Origin of the sequence: Streptomyces sp. NPDC127097 (assembly GCF_042724075.1) — a bacterium.
In the GTDB taxonomy this organism is placed as follows: Bacteria; Actinomycetota; Actinomycetes; order Streptomycetales; family Streptomycetaceae; genus Streptomyces.
The window spans coordinates 1-21,657 of the sequence record NZ_JBHXFI010000093.1 but is presented as its reverse complement, the minus strand read 5'-3'; the positions used below and the strand labels follow the sequence as shown (position 1 = coordinate 21,657).

Genomic DNA, 21,657 nt, shown 5'->3' with positions numbered 1-21,657 from the left:
CGGTTACATTCCGAACCCGGAAGCTAAGCCTTTCAGCGCCGATGGTACTGCAGGGGGGACCCTGTGGGAGAGTAGGACGCCGCCGAACAATTTTTCAGCTCCGGTCCCTGAACCTCTGGTTCAGGGACCGGAGCTTTTTTGTTCTGCCCCCCAGGTGATGGGCGTAACTCGAAGTTCATCTCAGCTGACCAGGATCCGTGTCATGCGGACAGTAGGAACGCTCAAGTCAGCCGGTGTGCGTGCGGGTGATGAGGTCGTGGTGCCGGCGTATGGCAGCGCCGATGTGGCCCGGGCCGTCGTGGAGTTGGGCGCGGTGCCGGTGTTCGCCGATGTGGACGGCGACAGCTACTGCCTCGACCCGGCCGCGGTGGCGGACGTGGTGACGAGTCAGACCGCCGCCGTCGTGGCGGTGAACCGCTTCGGGCGGCGGGCGGATGCCGGCTGGATCCGTGAAGTGGGTCAGCGGCACGGCCTGCTGGTGCTGGTGGAGGACGAGCCCGGGGCGGACCCGGAGGGCGCGGACCTGCGTCGAGCGCATGCGGCGTACCTGGACGGCAGGCTCAACGGGGTCGGGACGCCGACGCCGGCGGCGGGGCACACGTACGAGCAGTATGTGGTGCGGGTGCCGGGCAACGGGCGGCCGGACCGGGATGCGTTCGCGCGGACGTTGCGGGCCAAGGGCGTGGCGTGCCGGGTGCCCGTGCTGGCTCCGGTGTACCGGATGCCGGGGCTGCGGCGGGATGTGTTTCTGCCGCAGACGGAGCGGGCGGTGGACGAGACGCTGGCGCTGCCCGTGCACGCGGGGATGTCGCGGCGGGAGCTGCACAAGATGGTCGGTGCGTGCAATGCGCTGGGCGGATTGCTTCAGCCGGCCTTTTAGGGCGTGGCCCGGGTGCGGTTCGAACCTGCCGCCGAGTTGAGGTAATATCTATTCCGTTGCCGCGCCCCAATAGCTCAGTCGGCAGAGCGTCTCCATGGTAAGGAGAAGGTCTACGGTTCGATTCCGTATTGGGGCTCCAGAGGACAAGGCCCCCGCCAATTGGCGGGGGCCTTTGTCGTGTTGGGACGCGGAGCCGCGAAATGCGTCAGTTTTGCCGGGATTCGATATAGGCCAGGCCGTGGGCGCCGGAAATGTCGGTGCGGTCGACTTCCAGGGTGGCGAGCGGGCTCAGGGTGGTGAGGTCGACGACGGTGACGGTGCTGGAGAGATTCGCGGAGACATAGCCGAGGCGGCCGTCGGGGGAAGAGGTGATGGTGAGGGGGAACTGTCCGACCTCGACCTCGCCCAGGGGGGCGAGGGTATCGGCGGCGAAGACGGTCAGGACTCCCGGGAGTTGAGAGCCCAGGGGGCCGCCGGGGGGTGTGGTGCCCGGGCGCAGTTCGCCGGCCAGGAGCAGGCCGGTCGAGGTGGCGTGGACCGGCATGACCTGTCCCTTGGTGGGGAGCGTGTGAATGATTTCGTGGGTGGCGGTGTCGATGACGTGGATGCCCGTCGGTGCCGAGGGCGGGGCGGTGAAGTCGGCCTTGGGAGCCGCCACATAGGCATGACGGCCGTCGGGGGCGATGGCGAGGCCCTCGCTGCCGGTGACGGGGATGCGGCCGATGCACTGATCGCGTGCGAGATCGACGACGGAGACGAACGGGGCTTCCTTGTTGGTGGTGTAGCCGTACCGCCCGTCGGGGGTGAGGGCGAACCAGTGCGGGCCGGGGGCCATCGTGGGGATACGGCCGACGCGGGTGTGGGTGCGGGTGTCGAAGACCAGGACGCCGCCGGGCTCGGTGTCGGTGGCCTCCACGCTGGCGTACAGCCGGCCGCGGGCACGGTCCAGGGCCAGGCCGTGCGGGGCGTGGTCGGGGGCGGTGTCGAGGGTGTCCACGATGCCGCGGGTGTCGACGTCGATGACGGTGATCTGGTGCGACCGGCCCTGGTGGGCGTTGTAGAAGCCGGAGCGGTAGGTGCTGGCGCAATACAGCAGCCGGCGGTCCGGGTCGTAGCAGAGCTCGTGGGGCTGCGGCGGGACGGGCAGCACCTCCAGGAGTTCGTGGGTGGCGGCGTCGAAGAAGGTGACGGTCGGACCGGTCTGGCTGACGACGGCGAGCAGATCGCCGGGCGAGCCGGCGGGTGTGGAAGTCATGGTCCGTATCGTGGGCGGCCGTTGGGGATGACTCCAGTGCAAGGCGGGCAAGGGTGCCTTGCGCCGTACGCAAGGATGCAGGTGGTGCCGGGAGCAGCGGCCGGACGGCTGTGAGCCGGTTCACATGGGCCGCTGCCCCGGGGTCAGCCGGCGTGGAACTCGGGGACGCGCAGGGCGAGGATGGCCATGTCGTCGGAGGCGGGTTCGGCGGCGAAGCGTTCCACGGCGCGCAGCACGCGGGCGGCGACGGCGCCGGCGGTCAGTCCCGTACAGGTCGTCAGGACGTCGGTGAGGCCGTCGTCGCCGAGCATGCGGGTACCCTCACGGCGTTCGGTGACGCCGTCGGTGACACACAGCAGGACATCGCCGGGGTCGAGGGTGACGGTCTGTTCGTAGAGCTCCAGGTCGTCCATGACGCCGAGGAGCGGCTGGGGTTCGGCGGCCGGTTCGACCGTGCCGTCCTGGCGCAGCCGGAGCGGCAGCGGATGGCCCGCGCAGACGACCTTGAGGACGGCGCTGCCGTCGTCCTGCGGCCACAGCTCGCCGTAAAGGAGGGTCAGGAAGCGGCTGCGGGCGCCCTCGTCGAGGATGGCGGCGTTCAGCCGCTCCAAGACGGCGGGCCCGCCGAAGCCCTCGCGGGCGAGCAGCCGCAGTGCGTGCCGGGCCAGGCCGGTGACCGCGGCGGCCTCCGGGCCCGTGCCGCAGACATCGCCGATGGCGAAGCCGTACGCGCCGTCGCGGATGGGGAAGAGGTCGTAGAAGTCGCCGCCGACCTCGTTGCCCTCGCCGGCCGCGCGGTAGATGACCTCGACCTCCACACCGGGGATGACGGGCAGTTCGGGGGGCAGCAGGCTGCGCTGGAGGGACTGGCTGATGGCCGTGCGCTCGGAGTAGAGGCGGGCGTTGTCCAGGGCGAGCGCGGCCCGGCGGGAGAGGTCCTCGGCGAGTTCCAGGATCTCCTGGCGGAAGTGCTCCTCGGTGGGCTTGCCCAGGGTGAGCATGCCGATGACGCGGTTACGGGCGACGAGGGGGAGCACCACGGTCTCGCCGCCGACGGCCGAGGCGGTGGCGAGCGTGGCGCCCGGACCGGTGGACGGGCGGGCGGAGTTGCCCAGGCCGAGGCTGCGCATCGAGGTGCGCAGCGCGGCGTCGTGGGCGGCGTCGCCGGGGGCGGTCCATACCCGGGCGCCGGGGGTGGGCACCGGCTCGGGCGGATCGACCTTCATCAGCAGCGTCTTGAGGCCGTCGATACGGTCCTCGTCCTCGTGCAGGACATAGGAGAGTTCGGGCTCGGAGGCCGGGTCGGCGACGGTGTAGACCGCGCACCAGGTGGCGAGGGTGGGGACCGTCATCTGGGCCATCAGGGCCAGGGTCTGGTCGCGGTCGAGGGTGCCGGCCAGGAGGTCGGACGCCTCGACGAGGAAGGAGAGGGAGCCGCGGCGCAGCTTCTCCAGCTCGGTCAGCCGGGCGCGTTCGACGGCGAGGGCGATGCGGTCGGCGGCGAACTGGAGCCGGAGCGCCTCCTCGTTCGTGTAGCGGCCGGCGCCCTCCGCGGCGACGCCGAGGGAGCCGGTCAGCCGGCCCTCGACCTTCAGCGGGACGGTGACGACCGAGCGCATGCCCGTGCCGCTGAGGAGCGGGACGGCGCCGGGGACGGCCGTGAGGTCCTCGTGGACGGCGGGCATCCGGGCGGAGCCGTAGCGTCCGGATCCGGCCTCGACGGGGACGCGGGCGAACCGCTGGCGGGCGGAGGGCAGGCCCGTGGAGGCGCGGACCTCCAGCTCGGTCTCGTCGTCGGTGGCCAGGAGGAGGTAGGCGGCGTCGCCGTCGAGCATGTCGCGGGCGCGTTCGACGGTGCGCTGGAGCAGGCCGTCGAGGTCGTCCGGGGCCGGGGAGCCGATGAAGACCTCGAACGGGTCGGACGGGCGTCCCTCGGCCTGGGCGGCCTGGGAGGCGGCGTCCGGGGCGGGGGTGCGCTGCGGGCTCTGGAGGATCGCGCGCTCGTGGTCGCGCACCAGGAGGCAGACCGTGGACGCCTCCCCGTCGGCGTCGCGGACGCGCAGGTGGGAGGCGTAGACGGGGACGACCCGGCCGTCGGCGCCCCTTATGCCGTAGGAGCCCTCCCAGCGGGACAGCTGGAGCGCCTCGGCGATACCGGTGCCGGTGCCGGGGGTGTGCGGCCAGGCGGCGAAGTCGGTGAGCGGTTTGCCGATGACCTGCTCGGGGTCGTAGGCGAAGAGGTCCTGGGCGTCCTCGTTCCAGAAGCTGATGCAGCCGCCGCGGTCGATCTGGATCACGGCGACGCGGACCCGGGCGTCGGTGACCGGGAGGGCGTCCACGGGCAGCGCGGGGCCCGCGGAGCGGGTGCCGGCCGGGCGCTCGGGGAGATCCAGCTGGAACCACACGTGCTTTTGGGCGGCGGTGTACTCGACGCCCCAGCGGGAGGCCAGCGCGCCGCACAGCAGCAGGCCGCGGCCGCCCTCGCGGTCGGGGTGGACGACGACCTGCCCGGCGTTCTGGAGCGGGATCTCCCGTTCGGGGTAGCGGTCGGCGACGGAGATCTTCACTCCGCCGTCGTTGCGCAGACACAGCACATCGGCGGCGGTGCCGGCGTGCACCACCGCGTTGGTGACCAGCTCACTGGTCAGGACGACGGCGTCGTCGACGATGTCGGCGCAGCCCCAGCCCTGGAGGGTGTCGCGGACGAACGCACGGGCAGTGGCGACGGAGCGCCCGACCGGCTCGAAGGTTGCGGCGGCCCGCGCGGTGATCACTGGTCTCCTCATGCGTGTGTCGGTGATCTGCTCCCCCATGGTCGCGGCGCCCCTCCGAATACCTGTTGTGCTCGCCCCACCGCCCGTGCTTGATAGCCGGGGCGGTGGACAGCCGTATGCCAGGTTACTTACCTTCGCCGCACCCAAGGATGCCGGTCACGTGTGTTTCCGCCCCAATCGTGCACCGGGACGGTGTGCGATGCTGCCGAACTGTTATGGCCTGGTTGAGCCATGGTGAAACACTGGGCAAGTATCAAGAGAAAGCCCGGGTAGAACGGTCGACCCTGCGGGAGGGACACGGTGGAGTCTGGCGCAGCGGCGCGGGGCGCAAGCACGCGCGCGAAAGGCGGACGATCCCGGAACAACGGGACGACCGAAGTGGATACGGCTGCGCTGAATCGGCTGTTGGTCGCGTTGGTTGCCATGCGGGACGGGAACTTCCGCAAACGGCTCACGGTTTCCGGCGACGGCGTCATGTCGGAGATCGCAGCGGTCTTCAACGAGGTCGCGGACCGCAATCTGCATCTCACGGGCGAGCTGACGCGGGTGCGCCGGGTCGTCGGCCGTGAGGGAAAGCTCACGGAACGGCTGGAGGTCGGCGCCGCCGAGGGCTCCTGGGCCGCGGCGATCGACGCCTCGAATGCGCTGGTCGACGACCTCGTACGGCCCGTCTCCGAGGTGGGGCGGGTGCTGTCGGCGGTCTCCGAGGGCGACCTGGAACAGCGGATGGATCTCCGCTCGCGCAGTTCGGACAGCTCTTCGGAGCACCCTCTGCGGGGTGAATTCCTGAAGGTCGGCCGGACCGTCAACGGGCTGGTGGACCAGCTCTCCGCCTTTACCGACGAGGTCACGAGAGTGGCCAGTGAGGTCGGTACGGAGGGCAAGCTCGGCGGCCAGGCGCGGGTGCGCGGAATGTCGGGTTCGTGGAAGGACCTCACGGAATCCGTCAACACCATGGCGTCCCGGCTGACGGCCCAGGTGCGTGACATTGCTCTCGTCACCACGGCGGTGGCCAAGGGTGATCTGTCACGCAAGGTGACCGTCCATGTCTCCGGCGAGATGCTGGAGCTGAAGAACACCGTCAACACGATGGTCGACCAGCTCTCCTCGTTCGCCTCCGAGGTGACGCGGGTCGCCCGGGAGGTCGGCACGGAGGGTGAGCTGGGCGGTCAGGCGCAGGTCCCCGGCGTCGCCGGCGTGTGGAAGGACCTGACGGACTCGGTCAATCTCATGGCCGGCAACCTCACCGCGCAGGTGCGCGGGATCGCGCAGGTCACCACCGCCGTCGCGAACGGCGATCTGTCGCAGAAGGTCACGGTCAGCGCACGCGGCGAGGTCGCGCAGCTGGCCGACACGATCAACACCATGACCGAGACGCTGCGGACCTTCGCGGACGAAGTGACGCGGGTGGCGAACGAGGTCGGCGCCGAGGGCCAGCTCGGCGGTCAGGCACAGGTGCCGGGCGCGGCCGGCACGTGGAAGGACCTCACCGATTCGGTGAACACCGCCTTCCGCAACCTGACGGCGCAGGTGCGGGACATCGCGCAGGTGACGACGGCGGTCGCCAACGGTGACCTCTCGCAGACGGTCACCGTCGATGTGGCCGGTGAAATGCTGGAGTTGAAGAACACCGTCAACACGATGGTGGGTCAGCTGTCGTCGTTCGGCGCCGAAGTGACGCGCGTCGCGCGGGAGATCGGGGTCGAGGGCGAGCTGGGCGGCCAGGCGGCGGTGCCCGGTGCCGCGGGGACGTGGAAGGACCTCACGGACTCCGTGAACACCGCCTTCCGCAACCTCACCGGGCAGGTGCGCAACATCGCCCAGGTGACGACCGCGGTGGCCAACGGTGACCTCTCGCAGAAGGTGACCGTCGATGTCTCCGGCGAGATGCTTCAGCTGAAGAACACCGTGAACACCATGGTGGACCAGCTGTCCTCGTTCGCCGACCAGGTCACGCGGATGGCCAGGGACGTGGGCACGGAGGGCCGGCTGGGCGGCCAGGCCCGGGTGGACGGCGTCAGCGGCACCTGGAAGGAACTGACCGACTCCGTCAACTTCATGGCGGGGAACCTGACTTCACAGGTGCGGCAGATCGCGCAGGTGACGACGGCGGTCGCCCGTGGTGATCTCTCCCAGAAGATCGACGTGGACGCGCGCGGCGAGATCCTGGAGCTCAAGAACACCATCAACACGATGGTCGACCAGCTCTCCGCCTTCGCCGAACAGGTCACCCGGGTCGCCCGGGAGGTCGGTACGGACGGCCGGCTGGGCGGTCAGGCGCAGGTGCCGGGCGTCGCGGGTGTCTGGCGCGATCTGACCGACTCCGTGAACGGTATGGCCGGCAACCTGACGGCCCAGGTCCGCAACATCGCGCAGGTCGCCACGGCGGTCGCCCGCGGTGACCTGTCGCAGAAGATCGACGTGGACGCCCGGGGCGAGATCCTGGAGCTCAAGAACACCCTGAACACCATGGTCGACCAGCTCTCCTCGTTCGCGGAGCAGGTCACCCGGGTCGCCCGTGAGGTCGGCACCGAGGGCATCCTGGGCGGCCAGGCCGAGGTGCAGGGCGTCAGCGGTACGTGGAAGGACCTCACCCAGTCCGTCAACTTCATGGCGAACAACCTCACTTCGCAGGTGCGCAACATCGCCGAGGTGACGACCGCGGTGGCCCGCGGTGATCTGTCCAAGAAGATCACCGTCGACGCCAAGGGCGAGATCCTCGAACTGGTCACGACCGTCAACACGATGGTCGACCAGCTGTCGTCGTTCGCCGAGCAGGTGACCCGGGTGGCCCGCGAGGTGGGCACCGAGGGCCAGTTGGGCGGCCAGGCGCGGGTGCCGGGTGCCACCGGTATCTGGCTGGACCTCAGCGACAACGTGAACCTGATGGCCAACAACCTGACCATCCAGGTGCGCAACATCTCCCAGGTCTCGGCGGCAGTTGCCAACGGAGACCTCACAAAGAAAGTGACGGTCGAGGCGCGCGGCGAGGTCGCGCAGCTCGCCGACACGGTCAACACGATGGTCACCACGCTGTCGTCGTTCGCCGACGAGGTCACGCGAGTGGCCCGTGAGGTGGGCACCGACGGCATCCTGGGCGGTCAGGCCCGCGTCCCCGGCGTCGCCGGTACGTGGAAGGACCTCACCGAGTCCGTGAACTCGATGGCCAACAACCTCACCGGCCAGGTCCGCAACATCGCCATGGTCACCACCGCCATCGCCAAGGGCGATCTGACCAAGAAGATCGACATCGATGCGCGGGGCGAGATCCTCGCGCTGAAGACCACCATCAACACCATGGTCGACCAGCTGTCGTCCTTCGCCGAGCAGGTCACCAGAGTGGCCCGCGAGGTGGGTACGGAAGGCCAGCTGGGCGGGCAGGCGCAGGTGCGCGGCGTGGCCGGCACCTGGCGGGACCTGACCGAATCGGTGAACGAGATGGCGGGCAACCTGACCCGTCAGGTGCGGGCCATCGCCGCGGTCGCCGCGGCGGTCACCCTCGGCGATCACAACGTCCGCATCGACGTGGACGCGGCCGGCGAGATCCTGGAGCTCCAGGACAACGTCAACACGATGATCTCCACGCTCCGGGAGACCACCCTCGCCAACGAGGAACAGGACTGGCTCAAGGGCAATCTGGCCCGGATCTCCGGTCTGATGCAGGGCCGGCGCGACCTCAAGGACGTCGCCACGCTCATCATGAGCGAGCTGTCGCCCGCGGTCTCCGCCCAGCACGGCGCGTTCTTCCTCGCCGCGCAGCCCGACAGCCAGGAGATCGGCGCGGACGGCGGCGAGGCCGGTGCGTACGAGCTGCGGCTGATGGGCTCGTACGGCTACGCCATGGGCGGGATGCCGACGACCTTCCGGCCGGGCGAGACGCTGATCGGCACGGCCGCGGAGGAGGGGCGCACCATCCTGGTGGAGAACGTCCCGTCCGGCTATCTCAAGATCGCCTCCGGGCTGGGTGAGGCGCCGCCGGCGAATGTGATCGTGCTGCCGGTACTGTTCGAGGACAAGGTGCTCGGCGTCATCGAGCTGGCGTCCTTCCAGCCGTTCACCCAGATCCAGAAGGACTTCCTCAGCCAGATCGCCGAGATGATCGCGACCAGCGTCAACACCATCTCGGTGAACACCAAGACCGAGGTGCTGCTCAAGCAGTCGCAGGAGCTGACCGAGCAGCTCAAGGAGCGGTCGGGCGAGCTGGAGAGCCGGCAGAAGGCGCTGGAGCTGTCCAACTCCGAGCTGGAGGAGAAGGCCGAGCAGCTGCGCGCGCAGAACCGCGACATCGAGGTGAAGAACACCGAGATCGAGGAGGCGCGCCAGGTCCTGGAGGAGCGCGCCGAACAGCTCGCGGTCTCGATGCGCTACAAGTCGGAGTTCCTGGCGAACATGTCGCACGAGCTGCGCACGCCGCTCAACTCCCTGCTGATTCTGGCCAAATTGCTGGCCGATAACGCCGAGGGGAACCTCTCCCCGAAGCAGGTCGAATTCGCCGAAACCATCCATGGCGCCGGTTCCGACCTGCTCCAGCTGATCAACGACATCCTCGACCTGTCGAAGGTCGAGGCCGGCAAGATGGACGTCAGCCCGACGCGGATCGCGCTGGTCCAGCTGGTCGACTACGTGGAGGCCACGTTCCGGCCGCTGACCGCGGAGAAGGGACTCGACTTCTCCGTACGGGTCTCCCCGGAGCTGCCGGCGACGCTGCACACCGACGAACAGCGGCTGCTCCAGGTGCTGCGCAATCTGCTGTCCAACGCGGTGAAGTTCACCGACAGCGGCGCCGTCGAGCTGGTGATCCGGCCGGCCGGCGCGGATGTCCCGGTGGCCATCCGGGAGCAGCTGCTGGAGCACGGATCGCTGCGCGACCCGGACGCCGACATGATCGCCTTCTCGGTGACCGACACCGGGATCGGCATCGCCTCCAGCAAGATGCGGGTCATCTTCGAGGCGTTCAAGCAGGCGGACGGCACGACCAGCCGCAAGTACGGCGGTACCGGCCTGGGCCTGTCCATCAGCCGGGAGATCGCCCGGCTGCTGGGCGGCGAGATCCACGCCGCGAGCGAGCCGAACCGCGGCTCCACGTTCACCCTCTACCTGCCGCACAACCCGGGCGGGCTGCCGCCGCAGGGCTACCCGCAGCTGGTGGCCGGCGGGATCGCGATGGACGCGGAGGCGCGCGAGACGGAGGTCGGGCAGCAGGAGGCCGAGGAGCAGCAGGAGCACGAGCAGGGCTCCAGCCTCAACCGGCGCCGCCGCCGGGCGATTCAGGGGACTCCGCGGCGCTTCGAGCTCTCCGGGCGGCAGCCGGCCCCGGCGCCCCAGCAGGCGCCCCCTGCGCCGCCGCAGCCGGCTCCCCAGCAGCCCTCGGAGGAGCCCTGGCTCGGCAACGGCCAGGATCTGGTGGACCCGGCCTTCGAGGGCGGCTTCCACGGTGAGAAGGTGCTGATCGTCGATGACGACATCCGCAACGTCTTCGCCCTCACCAGCGTCCTGGAGCAGCACGGGCTGTCGGTGCTCTACGCGGAGAACGGGCGCGAGGGTATCGAGGTGCTGGAGCAGCACGACGACATCGTGCTGGTCCTGATGGACATCATGATGCCGGAGATGGACGGCTATGCGACGACGGCGGCGATCCGCCGGATGCCGCAGTTCGCCGGACTGCCCATCATCGCGCTGACCGCGAAGGCGATGAAGGGCGACCGGGAGAAGAGCATCGACTCCGGAGCCTCCGACTACGTGACCAAGCCGGTGGATACCGATCATCTGTTGTCGGTCATGGAGCAATGGATGCGGGCGGAGTGACGGAGCGTCCAGTATGGAGGGGAAAGGGGATCATCGCGTGCTGACTCAGTGTTGCCGCGGACGTGTGGAAGCGTGGGATCCGGGGAACCTTCTGGTCCCTGTCTGCGTTTCTGCTACGTGCACAGTGACATCGCGGTGACAGGGTGTGGCGACAGGCGGGGTGCAGCTACCATGACCGGCACAAGGACGGGCGGCGTGACGGAGTCGTCCCCTGGGGCGGCGTCCGGTTCGATGCCGGGGCGAGGAGGACGGGCCATGGTGCAGAAGGCCAAGATCCTCCTGGTCGATGACCGGCCGGAGAATCTGCTGGCGCTGGAGGCGATCCTCTCCGCGCTCGATCAGACACTGGTGCGGGCATCGTCCGGGGAGGAAGCGCTCAAAGCACTGCTCACGGACGATTTCGCGGTGATTCTGCTCGATGTGCAGATGCCGGGCATGGACGGTTTCGAGACCGCCGCGCACATCAAGCGGCGCGAGCGGACCCGCGACATCCCGATCATCTTCCTCACGGCCATCAACCACGGCCCGCATCACACCTTCCGCGGGTATGCGGCCGGCGCGGTGGACTACATCTCCAAGCCGTTCGACCCGTGGGTGCTGCGCGCCAAGGTCTCGGTGTTCGTCGAGCTGTACATGAAGAACTGCCAACTGCGGGAGCAGGCTTCCCTGCTGAGGCTCCAGCTGGAGGGCGGGCGGCCGAGCGCCGACGAGGCGCGGGAGTCCGCGGGGCTGCTCGCCGAGCTCTCCGCGCGGCTGGCCGCGGTCGAGGAGCAGGCCGAGGCGCTGTCCAAGCAGCTGGACGAGACGGCGGACGCGGCGGCGGTTGCCACCGCGGCGCATCTGGAGCGCAAACTGACCGGACTGCGCAGGGCGCTGGACGCCCTGGAGCCGGGGTCGGGAAGCGTCGCGGGGTGACTGACGCCCCTTCATGAGACGGGCGCGCGACACGTTCGGGTGAAGCGCCGTGCGCTCGTGTCATGCCTGTGTTCGCCTGTAATCTCGTCGCCATGGCCTCACGTACGTCCGGCAAGGGAACCCAGAGCACGGCGGGCCCCTCGAAGCAGCGCGCCGGACGGACCGCGGGCGGCGCCGCCAAGAAGACCGCCGCGAAGAAGACGCCCGCGAAGCCGCCGGCCAAGAAGGCGGCGGCCGCGAAGAAGGCACCGGCCAAGAAGGCCGCCGCCAAGAGGACCGCTCCCAAGCCGGCGCCGTCACCCACCGGCGGGGTCTACCGCCTCGCCCGCGCCTGCTGGCTGGGGCTCGCGCACGGCATCGGGGCGATGTTCCGCGGGGTGGGCCGCGGCGCGAAGAACCTCGATCCGGCGCACCGCAAGGACGGGCTGGCGCTGCTGCTGCTCGGGCTGTCGCTGGTGATCGCGGCCGGCACCTGGTCGAACCTCAGCGGCCCGGTCGGCGACCTCGTCGAGCTCCTGGTGACCGGCGCGTTCGGCCGGCTCGATCTGGTCGTCCCGATACTGCTGGGCGGCATCGCCGTACGCCTCATCCGGCACCCCGAGCAGCCGGAGGCCAACGGCCGGATCGTGATCGGGCTGTCCGCGCTGGTGGTCGGCGTCCTCGGACAGGTCGCGATGGCCTGTGGCTCGCCGGGCCGGGACGACGGCCTGGCCGCCATACAGGACGCCGGCGGCTATCTCGGATGGGTCGCGTCCAAGCCGCTGATCTTCACTGTCGGACAGACCCTGGCGGTGGCGCTGCTGGCGCTGCTGACCCTCTTCGGGCTGCTGGTGGTCACCGCGACGCCGGTGAACGCCATCCCGCAGCGGCTGCGGGCGCTCGGCATCAAGCTGGGCGTGGTGCACCCCGAGGTGGCGCACGACGAGGTCGAGGACTACGCGGAGGAGTGGCGCGAGCAGCCCGCCCGCAAGCCGCGCCGCGGCGCCGCCGCGCCGGCCGCGCACGACCCGGACGCGATAGAGGAAGCGGCGCTTGCCAAGCGGCGCCGGCCGCGCCGGGCCTCCGCACCGTCCGACCCGGACCGGCCGATGGACGCGGTGGACGTCGCCGCCGCGGCCGCCGCCGCGCTGGACGGCGCGGTGCTGCACGGCGTCCAGCCCTCACCGCTCGTCGCCGGCCTCAGCAGCAGCATCTCCGGGGAGCGCCGGGGCCGCGACGGCGAGGACACCGCGGGGGAGAGCGGCACGGTGCCGCCGGCCCGTGGCGCGGAGCCGGAGCCGTCCCCGGACGAGCGCACCCCGGCCGTGCCGGACTTCACCAAGGCCCCGCCCGAGCCCTCGGGCGAGCTGCCGGCCCGCGCCGAGCAGCTCCAGCTGTCCGGCGACATCACCTACTCGCTGCCCTCGCTGGACCTGCTCTCCCGGGGTGGGCCCGGCAAGACCCGCAGCGCCGCGAACGACGCCATAGTGACGGCGCTGACCACGGTCTTCCAGGAGTTCAAGGTGGATGCCGCGGTCACCGGCTTCACCCGGGGCCCGACGGTCACCCGCTACGAGGTCGAGCTCGGCCCGGCCGTCAAGGTCGAGAAGATCACCGCCCTGGCCAAGAACATCGCCTACGCGGTGGCCAGCCCCGACGTCCGGATCATCAGCCCGATCCCCGGCAAGTCCGCGGTCGGCATCGAGATCCCCAACACCGACCGCGAGATGGTCAACCTCGGCGATGTGCTGCGGCTGGCCGACGCGGCGGGCGATGAGCATCCGATGCTGGTGGCGCTCGGCAAGGACGTCGAGGGCGGCTACGTCATGGCCAATATGGCGAAGATGCCGCACGTCCTGGTGGCCGGTGCCACCGGCTCCGGCAAGTCCTCCTGCATCAACTGTCTGATCACCTCGGTGATGGTGCGGGCCACGCCGGAGGACGTCCGGATGGTGCTGGTCGACCCCAAGCGCGTCGAGCTGACCGCGTACGAGGGCATCCCGCATCTGATCACGCCGATCATCACCAACCCCAAGCGCGCCGCGGAGGCGCTCCAGTGGGTGGTGCGCGAGATGGACCTGCGCTACGACGATCTCGCCGCCTACGGCTTCCGGCACATCGACGACTTCAACGAGGCGGTCCGCAGCGGCCGGGTCAGCTCCCCCGAGGGCAGCGAGCGCGAGCTGGCGCCGTACCCGTATCTGCTGGTCATCGTGGACGAGCTGGCGGATCTGATGATGGTCGCGCCGCGGGACGTGGAGGACTCGATCGTCCGCATCACCCAGCTCGCCCGCGCGGCCGGTATCCACCTGGTGCTCGCCACCCAGCGCCCGTCCGTCGATGTGGTCACCGGCCTGATCAAGGCCAATGTGCCCTCCCGGCTCGCGTTCGCCACCTCCTCGCTCGCCGACAGCCGGGTCATCCTCGACCAGCCGGGCGCCGAGAAGCTGATCGGCAAGGGTGACGGGCTGTTCCTGCCGATGGGCGCCAACAAGCCGGTGCGCATGCAGGGCGCGTTCGTGACCGAGGAGGAGGTCGCGGCCGTCGTCCAGCACTGCAAGGACCAGATGGCGCCCGTCTTCCGCGACGACGTCACGGTCGGCACGGCGAAGAAGAAGGAGATCGACGAGGACATCGGCGATGACCTCGATCTGCTGTGTCAGGCCGCTGAGCTGGTGGTTTCCACCCAGTTCGGGTCGACGTCGATGCTCCAGCGCAAGCTGCGGGTGGGCTTCGCCAAGGCCGGCCGGCTGATGGACCTGATGGAGTCGCGGAACATCGTCGGGCCGAGCGAGGGTTCCAAGGCTCGTGACGTTCTTGTGAAGCCTGATGAACTGGACGGAGTGCTGGCGGTGATCCGGGGGGAGGCTACCGAGTAGCACAGACATCCGGGTCACTCGCAGGACAGAAGTAAGCAACCGTTTCTGCTGCCGAGACGTCAAGTTGAGGGAGATGAGGGAACGATGCCGCACCATCGAGACCGAGGGCACCGCCGACGGCGTTCCGATGGCGTACAAAGTCCGCTCTCCCGCTTGCCCGACCCTTTCGCTCCACCCCTAAACTGAACTTCCAGCAGGTGGCTACACGCTCGAAAGGCGCCCCCGTGTCCATCGGCAACTCCCCCGAAGCAGACCGGCCTTCCGTCGGTGCTGCCCTCCAGAAGGCCCGTATCGGAGCGGGACTGACCGTCGAAGAGGTCAGTACGACGACACGGGTGCGCATCCCCCTCGTGCACGCGATCGAGCAGGACGACTTCTCCCGCTGTGGCGGCGACGTCTACGCCCGGGGGCACATCCGGGCGCTCGCCCGTGCCGTATCCCTCGATCCCCGACCCCTGATCGACCAGTTCGACGCCGAGCACGGCGGCCGGCCCGCGCCGACCCCCGCCGCACCGCTCTTCGAAGCCGAACGGATCCGTTCCGAGCCGCGCCGCCCCAATTGGACCGCGGCGATGGTCGCGGCGATCGTCGCCGTGGTCGGATTCGCGGGCTTCACCCTCTTCACGGGCGAGGACAAGAGCGACGGCGGCCCGATCGCGGCCGGTGACGCCCATGCGAAGGCGCCGGCGCCGACCCGCCATCCCTCCACCATCAAGCCGCCGCTCAAGCCGGACCCCGAGCCCTCCGACAGCGCCGTCGCCGGACTGCCGAAGGACAAGGTCACGATCAAGGTGACCGCCCGCGACGGCCAGAGCTGGATCTCCGCCAAGGACGCCAACGGCAAGCTCCTGGAGGACGGTCTGCTCAAGCAGGGCGAATCCAAGACCATCACCGACAAGAAGCGGATCGACCTGGTCCTCGGTAACGCCGGAGCCGTGCAGCTGTACGTCAATGGCAAGGAAGTCAAGCAGGTCGGCGAGAAGGGCACCGTCGAGCGGCTCAGCTACACGCCAGGGGACCCCCAGGCGGGCTGAGTGCCCTTGTCGGGGGGCGTCCGCCGCCCGGCCCCGGGGTCCGGGACCGGCGGCGGAGACCTGCGCGCCAAGGGGGTGGCCGGGACAAAGTAGGCTGAGCCCTATGCCCGAACGCCGTACCGTCGCCCTTGTCACTCTTGGCTGCGCCCGTAACGAGGTGGACTCGGAGGAGCTCGCAGGCCGCCTGGCAGCGGACGGCTGGGAGCTCGTCGAGGAAGCCGCCGATGCCGATGTCGCCGTCGTCAACACCTGTGGTTTCGTCGAGGCCGCCAAGAAGGACTCCGTTGATGCCCTGCTGGAAGCCAACGATCTGAAGGATCATGGCAGAACCCAGGCCGTAGTGGCCGTCGGCTGCATGGCCGAGCGCTACGGCAAGGAGCTCGCCGAGGCGCTGCCCGAGGCGGACGGGGTGCTCGGCTTTGACGACTACAGCGATATCTCCGGCCGGCTCCAGACCATCCTGAGCGGCGGAAACGTCGAGGCCCACGCGCCGCGCGACCGCCGCAAGCTGCTGCCGATCAGCCCGGCCGAGCGCCAGCAGACCGACGGGGTGGCGCTGCCCGGCCACGGTGACGCGCCGGCCCCGGCCCCTGAGGACCTGCCCGAGGGCATCGCGCCGGCGTCCGGGCCGCGGGCCCCGCTGCGCCGCCGCCTCGACTCCAACCCGGTCGCCTCGGTGAAGCTGGCCTCCGGCTGCGACCGGCGCTGCTCGTTCTGCGCCATCCCGTCCTTCCGCGGCTCCTTCATCTCCCGCCGCCCCTCGGACGTGCTCGGGGAGACCCGCTGGCTGGCCGAGCAGGGCGTCAGGGAGATCATGCTGGTCTCCGAGAACAACACCTCCTACGGCAAGGACCTCGGTGACATCCGGCTGCTGGAGACGCTGCTGCCGGAGCTGGCGGCCGTCGACGGCATCGAGCGGATCCGGGTCAGCTACCTCCAGCCCGCCGAGATGCGCCCCGGTCTGATCGACGTGCTGACCGGCACCGACAAGGTCGCGCCCTACTTCGATCTGTCCTTCCAGCACTCGGCGCCCGGCGTGCTGCGCGCGATGCGGCGCTTCGGCGGCACCGACAGCTTCCTGGAGCTGCTGGAGACGATCCGCACCAAGGCGCCGCAGGCCGGCGCCCGCTCCAACTTCATCGTCGGCTTCCCCGGCGAGAGTGAGAGCGACCTCGCGGAGCTGGAGCGTTTCATCACCGAGGCCCGGCTCGATGCCATCGGCGTCTTCGGCTACTCCGACGAGGACGGCACCGAGGCCGCCTCGTACGAGGACAAGGTCGACCCGGACGTGGTCGCCGAGCGGCTGGCGCGGGTCTCCCGGCTGGCCGAGGAGCTGACCGCGCAGCGCGCCGAGGAGCGGATCGGCGAGACGGTGCGGGTGCTGGTCGACCGGACCGACGACGAGGACGGGGTCGTCGGGCGGGCCGCGCACCAGGCCCCGGAGACCGATGGCGTCACCCTGCTGTCGACCGACCGGGACCTGGAGCCCGGTCGTATGGTCGAAGCAAAGGTGGTGGCGAGCGAGGGCGTGGACCTCGTCGCGGAGGTGCTGTCGGTGGAGGGCACGGGGTGTACCGAGGAGGCGGGCAGATGACCGGAGTCCCGGCATCCGCAGCTGGTGGGCCGCGCACGGCGCCGGCCGTCCGGCAGGCCGGGCTGTGGAACATCGCCAACGTCCTGACGATGCTGCGGCTGGTGCTGGTCCCGGCCTTCGTGCTGCTGCTGATGCACGACGACGGTACGGATCCGGTCTGGCGGGTCTTCGCCTGGGCCGCGTTCGCCGTCGCCATGATCACCGACGTGTTCGACGGGCATCTGGCGCGGGCGTACAACCTGGTCACCGACTTCGGCAAGATCGCCGACCCGATCGCGGACAAGGCGATCATGGGTGCCGCGCTGATCTGTCTGTCGGTGCTGGGTGATCTGCCGTGGTGGGTGACCGGCGTGATCCTCTTCCGGGAGCTCGGCATCACGCTGATGAGGTTCTGGGTGATCAAGCACGGTGTCATTCCGGCCAGTCGTGGCGGCAAAATCAAGACATTGGCGCAGGGCACCGCGGTCGGGATGTACGTCCTGGTGCTGACCGGTCCGCTGGCCACCTTCCGCTGGTGGGTGATGGCGGTGGCGGTGGCGCTGACCGTCGTCACCGGGCTCGACTACGTCCGGCAGGCCGTGGTGCTGCGCCGGGCCGGGCTGGCCCGGGAGCGGGCGGTGCGCGCCGAGCGGGACGCGGCACGGTGAGCGGGCCGGGTTCTGCCGCCGCCGGGGCGCTGGAGGTGCTGGCCGGACGGGGACAGAGCCTGGCCGTGGCCGAATCGCTGACCGGCGGCCTGGTGGCCGGCGCGCTGACCGCGGTCCCGGGGGCCTCGAGGGTGGTCCGCGGCTCGGTCACGGCGTATGCGACCGAGGTCAAGCGGGAGGTGCTGGGCGTGGACGGCGCCCTGCTGGCCGCCCGCGGTGCCGTGGACGGCGAGGTCGCCCGGCAGATGGCGAGCGGTGCGCGGCGGGTGCTGGGCGCCGACTGGGGCCTGGCCACCACGGGTGTGGCCGGCCCCGATCCGCAGGACGGGCATCCGGTGGGCACCGTTTTCGTGGCCGTACAGGGACCGGACGGTGCCGGAGCGGTGCGCCGGCTGTCGCTGGCGGGGGACCGGGACCGGATCCGCCAGGACACCATTCGCGCCGTGCTCGCACTGTTGTTGAGCGAACTGACAGAAAATACGCGGGCACAGGATACGGAACAACACGGGGGGAATGGATGTTTGCAGCCCTGAGTGAACACGTACTTGCGCCCGGCACTGGTACCGCCCGAGGCGGTACGGTGGGGCGAGAAGGATCCGGATCCGAGGTCCGAGGAGGGAGCCAGCGATGATTCTGCTTCGTCGCCTGCTGGGTGACGTGCTGCGCCGACAGCGTCAGCGCCAGGGCCGAACCCTGCGCGAGGTCTCTTCCTCCGCCCGGGTATCGCTCGGCTATTTGTCCGAGGTGGAGAGGGGGCAGAAGGAGGCTTCCTCCGAGCTGCTCTCGTCGATCTGTGACGCGCTGGATGTGCGGATGTCCGAGCTCATGCGGGAGGTCAGCGATGAGCTGGCGCTCGCCGAGCTGGCAGCGTCCGCGGCCGCGAGCGACCCGGTGCCCGCACCGGTGCGGCCGAAGCTCAATTCGGTGTCCGTCACGTCCCTGGCCGGTGTGCCGGAGGACCGCGTGACCATCAAGTCCCCGGCAGACGTCGTGGATGTCGTCGCGGCCTGACACCCCTGTTCGTACGCATCGAAGCCCTGGCGGGCACGGCCTGCCGGGGCTTTGTGCTGCCCGTACGGGGACGGGGGTGCGCGGTGGATCCGGGCCCCGGTGGGCGCTCGGCCGGACCGTCCGGGCAGCTCGGAACGGGCGATTCATTTATACGATGGCCAAATCGGATAAATCGCCTGAATAGGAGTATCTGGATGTCTGTCGTCAAGAGCACACTGTCCGACGGGGACCGCGGCATCGTCGGCAACGCCCTCCAGGGAGCCCTCGTCGACCTGGTGGATCTCTCCCTCGTCGCCAAGCAGGTGCACTGGAACGTCATCGGTCCGCGCTTCCGCTCCGTACATCTCCAGCTCGACGAGGTGGTCGCCAGCGGACGGCAGCACGCCGACACGGTGGCCGAGCGGGCGGCGGCGATCGGGGTGTCCCCTGACGGGCGGGCGGTCACGGTCGCCAAGACCAGCGGCATCGGCGAGGTCAAGGACGGCTGGATCAAGGACGGCGACGTGGTGCGGGCGATGGTGGAGGCGCTGGGCGCGGTCATCGGCCGGATGCGTGAGCGGATCCTCGCCACCGCGGAGCCGGACCCGGTCAGTCAGGACATCCTCATCGGGCTGACCGCCGACCTGGAGAAGCACCACTGGATGTTCCAGGCCGAGGCCCAGTGACGGACGGCGGCGTGCGCTGAGGCTCCGGGCTCTCGGGTGTGCCTGACGGGGCCGGCGGCGTCGAGGGCCGTTCCGGGGCTTGCGGGGCCGGCTGCGCGCCGGGAATGCCCCGGTGCGCCCTCCCGCCGGGCGGCGGGACCCGTCTAGCGTCGGCCGGAGGAGGCAGCCATGGGGTGGCGTGACTTCGCGGTCCGCGGACCGGCCGGACGGCGTCCGCGTACCGTGCCGGGGCGCTCGATATCCGCGGCCGTCGCCCTCTCCGGGGTCGTCGCCGGGGGGCTGTGGTGGTGGGCCGCGGTCCGGCTGGTGGTGTGGCCGCAGTCGGCGGGGGTGGTCGAAGGAGCCGTGCTGGTGGGCGGCTGGGGGCTGAGTCTGCTGCCGGTGCACTGCGTACCGCGGGCGAACCGGAAGGACGGTCTCTGCCATCGCGTCATGGCGCGGGCGGCCCGGCGGGTCCGGGAGCGCCGGGGGGCGGTCACCAGGGCATGGCGACGCCGCCGTTCGGGCGGAGGACCTGGCCGGTCATGAAGGACGAGGCGTCCGACGCCAGGTGCAGCACGGTGTGGGCGACGTCTTCGGGCTCTCCCACCCTCCCCAGCGGCGACATCCGGATCATCGGTCCCTCCGCCTGTTGCTGCGCCTCCGCGGTGTGGCGGTCGGTCATCGCCGTACGGACCCAGCCCGGGGCGACGGCGTTGACGCGGATGCCGTGCCGGCCGACCTCGGTGGCCAGGGTCTTGGTGAGCTGGACGACGGCGGCCTTGGCGGCGCCGTAGGAGAGCAGGCCGGGGGCGCCGGTGTCGATCGCGCCGGAGGCCATGTTCACGAGGGAGCCCCGGGTGGCGGTGGCGATCATGGTGCGCGCGGCCTCCTGGCAGCCGTACAGCACGCCTTTGAAGTTGGTGTTCCAGACCCGGTCCAGATCCGCGTCCTCGGTCTCCAGGACGGGGGCGGAGTGCATGATTCCGGCGATGTTCGCCATCACGTCGAGGCGGCCGGTGGCGCTGCGGGCGGCGTCGACGACGGCGGCGACCTGCTCGCGCCGGGTGACATCGAGCTGATGGGCGTGCGCGGAGCCCGCTGCCGCGGTGATGGCCGCGGCGGTCGCCCGCGCGCCCGGTGCGTCGAGGTCGGCGCAGTGGACGGTGGCTCCGGCGCTGGCGAGGAGGGTGGCGGTGGCGCGGCCGATGCCTCCCCCACTGCCTGAAGGGCGTGGGAGGTGCCCCCAGCCGCGCCCGTGACGAGCGCGGTGCGGCCCGTGAGGTCGTACGCCGTGAGAGGCATGGGGCGAGGGTAGGGAGAGATCTGACGGTGCGTCAACTGTGGTGCGGGGATGCCTCGGGTCAGCCGGCGGGGCGGCTGCCCCGTGGGTCCGCCTGGCAGGTGGGGCACCAGTAGGTGACGCGTTCCTCGGCGGTGGGGTCCTGGTCGCCGGTACGGATCCCGGTGCCGCAGCGCAGGCAGGGGCGGCCGGCCCGGCCGTAGACCCACAGCCGCCGGTCGGGGCGGGCACTGGGCGTGGTGATACGGGCGGGGCGCCGCTTGTTGGCTTCCAGGAGCTTCTTGGCGAGCGTGGGCACGCGCTCCGGCCGGGGGAGCGCCCCTATGGGGAGCCAGGGTGAGGCGTGCAGCAGGAAGCACAGCTCGCATGTGTAGACATTGCCGAGGCCGGCGAGATTGCGCTGGTCGAGCAGGGCCTCGCCGAGGGGGCGCTCGGGGGCGGCGAGCAGCCGGCGCAGGGCTTCGGCGGGGTCCCAGTCCGGGCCGAGGAGATCGGGTCCCAGATGGCCGACGACCCGGGGCTCGTCGGCGGTGCGCAGCAGGTCGAGCACGGGGAGGCGGTAGCCGACGGCGGTATGGTCCGCGGTGCCGAGGATCGCCCGGATCTGGTGGGCGGGGCCGCCTCGCCAGCGCTCGGCCGGGGCGTAGATCTGCCATGCGCCGTCCATCCGCAGATGGGAGTGCAGGGTCAGACCGCCCTCGAAGCGGGTGAGGAGGTGCTTGCCGCGGGGGATGACGCCCAGCACCCCGCGGCCGGTCAGATCCACCGTCGCCAGCCGGGGCACGCGAAGGTCGCAGCGGGTCAGTGGACCGCCGGTCAGCGCGTCGTGGAGCCGCTGGGCCAAGCGCCAGACGGTGTCGCCTTCGGGCATGCCACCATCATGCCGGGAGCCGGGAGCCGGGAGCCGGGAGCCGGGAGCCGGGAGCCGGGAGCCGGG

General features: G+C 70.5%; 14 protein-coding genes, 1 tRNA gene, 1 rRNA gene and 1 pseudogene. 13 read left to right on the top strand and 4 right to left on the bottom strand.

Annotation, left to right across the window (positions count from 1 at the left end; genetic code table 11):
• The 3 genes from rrf to ACFWJW_RS36400 all read left to right on the top strand — a co-directional run.
• A 5S ribosomal RNA gene (rrf, locus tag ACFWJW_RS36410) occupies positions 1–88 on the top strand; the annotation flags it as partial.
• Positions 89–202: 114 nt separating this feature from the next.
• A complete protein-coding gene (locus tag ACFWJW_RS36405; RefSeq protein ID WP_387249316.1) occupies positions 203–880 on the top strand; it encodes a DegT/DnrJ/EryC1/StrS family aminotransferase in 678 nt (225 codons plus the stop codon).
• 63 nt (positions 881–943) lie between these two features.
• A tRNA-Thr gene (locus tag ACFWJW_RS36400) sits at positions 944–1,019 on the top strand.
• Between the two features lie 66 nt (positions 1,020–1,085).
• Here the strand turns inward: ACFWJW_RS36400 and ACFWJW_RS36395 are convergent.
• Together ACFWJW_RS36395 and ACFWJW_RS36390 are read right to left on the bottom strand one after the other, a co-directional pair.
• On the bottom strand, positions 1,086–2,135 hold the full coding sequence (locus tag ACFWJW_RS36395) for a YncE family protein (RefSeq protein ID WP_387249314.1): 1,050 nt from the start codon (positions 2,133–2,135) through the stop codon (positions 1,086–1,088).
• A 143-nt stretch (positions 2,136–2,278) separates the two neighbouring features.
• A complete protein-coding gene (locus tag ACFWJW_RS36390; protein WP_387249311.1) occupies positions 2,279–4,948 on the bottom strand; it encodes a SpoIIE family protein phosphatase in 2,670 nt (889 codons plus the stop codon).
• A gap of 261 nt (positions 4,949–5,209) precedes the next feature.
• On the opposite strand from ACFWJW_RS36390, the gene ACFWJW_RS36385 reads away from it, so the two are divergent.
• The 10 genes from ACFWJW_RS36385 to ACFWJW_RS36340 all read left to right on the top strand — a co-directional run bounded on the left by ACFWJW_RS36385 (position 5,210) and on the right by ACFWJW_RS36340 (position 19,966).
• Positions 5,210–10,714, top strand: a complete 5,505-nt coding sequence (locus ACFWJW_RS36385) for a HAMP domain-containing protein (protein WP_387249309.1) — start codon at positions 5,210–5,212, stop codon at positions 10,712–10,714.
• Between the two features lie 255 nt (positions 10,715–10,969).
• Positions 10,970–11,629, top strand: a complete 660-nt coding sequence (locus ACFWJW_RS36380) for a two-component system response regulator (RefSeq protein ID WP_042159926.1) — start codon at positions 10,970–10,972, stop codon at positions 11,627–11,629.
• A 92-nt stretch (positions 11,630–11,721) separates the two neighbouring features.
• Positions 11,722–14,487 (top strand): DNA translocase FtsK, encoded by a 2,766-nt coding sequence (locus tag ACFWJW_RS36375; protein ID WP_387249307.1) that lies wholly within the window; start codon positions 11,722–11,724, stop codon positions 14,485–14,487.
• A gap of 224 nt (positions 14,488–14,711) precedes the next feature.
• Positions 14,712–15,521 (top strand): helix-turn-helix domain-containing protein, encoded by an 810-nt coding sequence (locus ACFWJW_RS36370; RefSeq protein WP_387249305.1) that lies wholly within the window; start codon positions 14,712–14,714, stop codon positions 15,519–15,521.
• 103 nt (positions 15,522–15,624) lie between these two features.
• Entirely contained in the window at positions 15,625–17,115 is a 1,491-nt protein-coding gene (rimO, locus tag ACFWJW_RS36365) for a 30S ribosomal protein S12 methylthiotransferase RimO (protein WP_387249303.1), read from the top strand.
• A complete protein-coding gene (gene pgsA, locus ACFWJW_RS36360) occupies positions 17,112–17,762 on the top strand; it encodes a CDP-diacylglycerol--glycerol-3-phosphate 3-phosphatidyltransferase (RefSeq protein ID WP_387249300.1) in 651 nt (216 codons plus the stop codon). The genes rimO and pgsA overlap by 4 nt, the downstream gene beginning before the upstream one ends.
• A complete protein-coding gene (locus tag ACFWJW_RS36355; protein WP_251083966.1) occupies positions 17,759–18,295 on the top strand; it encodes a CinA family protein in 537 nt (178 codons plus the stop codon). The genes pgsA and ACFWJW_RS36355 overlap by 4 nt, the downstream gene beginning before the upstream one ends.
• A gap of 94 nt (positions 18,296–18,389) precedes the next feature.
• Positions 18,390–18,773, top strand: a complete 384-nt coding sequence (locus ACFWJW_RS36350; protein ID WP_018092941.1) for a helix-turn-helix domain-containing protein — start codon at positions 18,390–18,392, stop codon at positions 18,771–18,773.
• A gap of 194 nt (positions 18,774–18,967) precedes the next feature.
• On the top strand, positions 18,968–19,438 hold the full coding sequence (locus tag ACFWJW_RS36345; RefSeq protein WP_387249297.1) for a Dps family protein: 471 nt from the start codon (positions 18,968–18,970) through the stop codon (positions 19,436–19,438).
• Between the two features lie 168 nt (positions 19,439–19,606).
• Positions 19,607–19,966 (top strand): hypothetical protein, encoded by a 360-nt coding sequence (locus ACFWJW_RS36340; protein ID WP_387249295.1) that lies wholly within the window; start codon positions 19,607–19,609, stop codon positions 19,964–19,966.
• Here ACFWJW_RS36340 and ACFWJW_RS36335 read toward each other — a convergent pair.
• Positions 19,914–20,722, bottom strand: a pseudogene (locus ACFWJW_RS36335) (SDR family NAD(P)-dependent oxidoreductase). The gene ACFWJW_RS36340 and the pseudogene ACFWJW_RS36335 overlap by 53 nt on opposite strands.
• 59 nt (positions 20,723–20,781) lie before the next feature.
• The gene (locus ACFWJW_RS36330) at positions 20,782–21,591 is read right to left on the bottom strand and encodes an Fpg/Nei family DNA glycosylase (RefSeq protein WP_387249293.1); all 810 of its coding nucleotides are present in this window, start codon (positions 21,589–21,591) and stop codon (positions 20,782–20,784) included.
• Positions 21,592–21,657 lie beyond the last annotated feature (66 nt).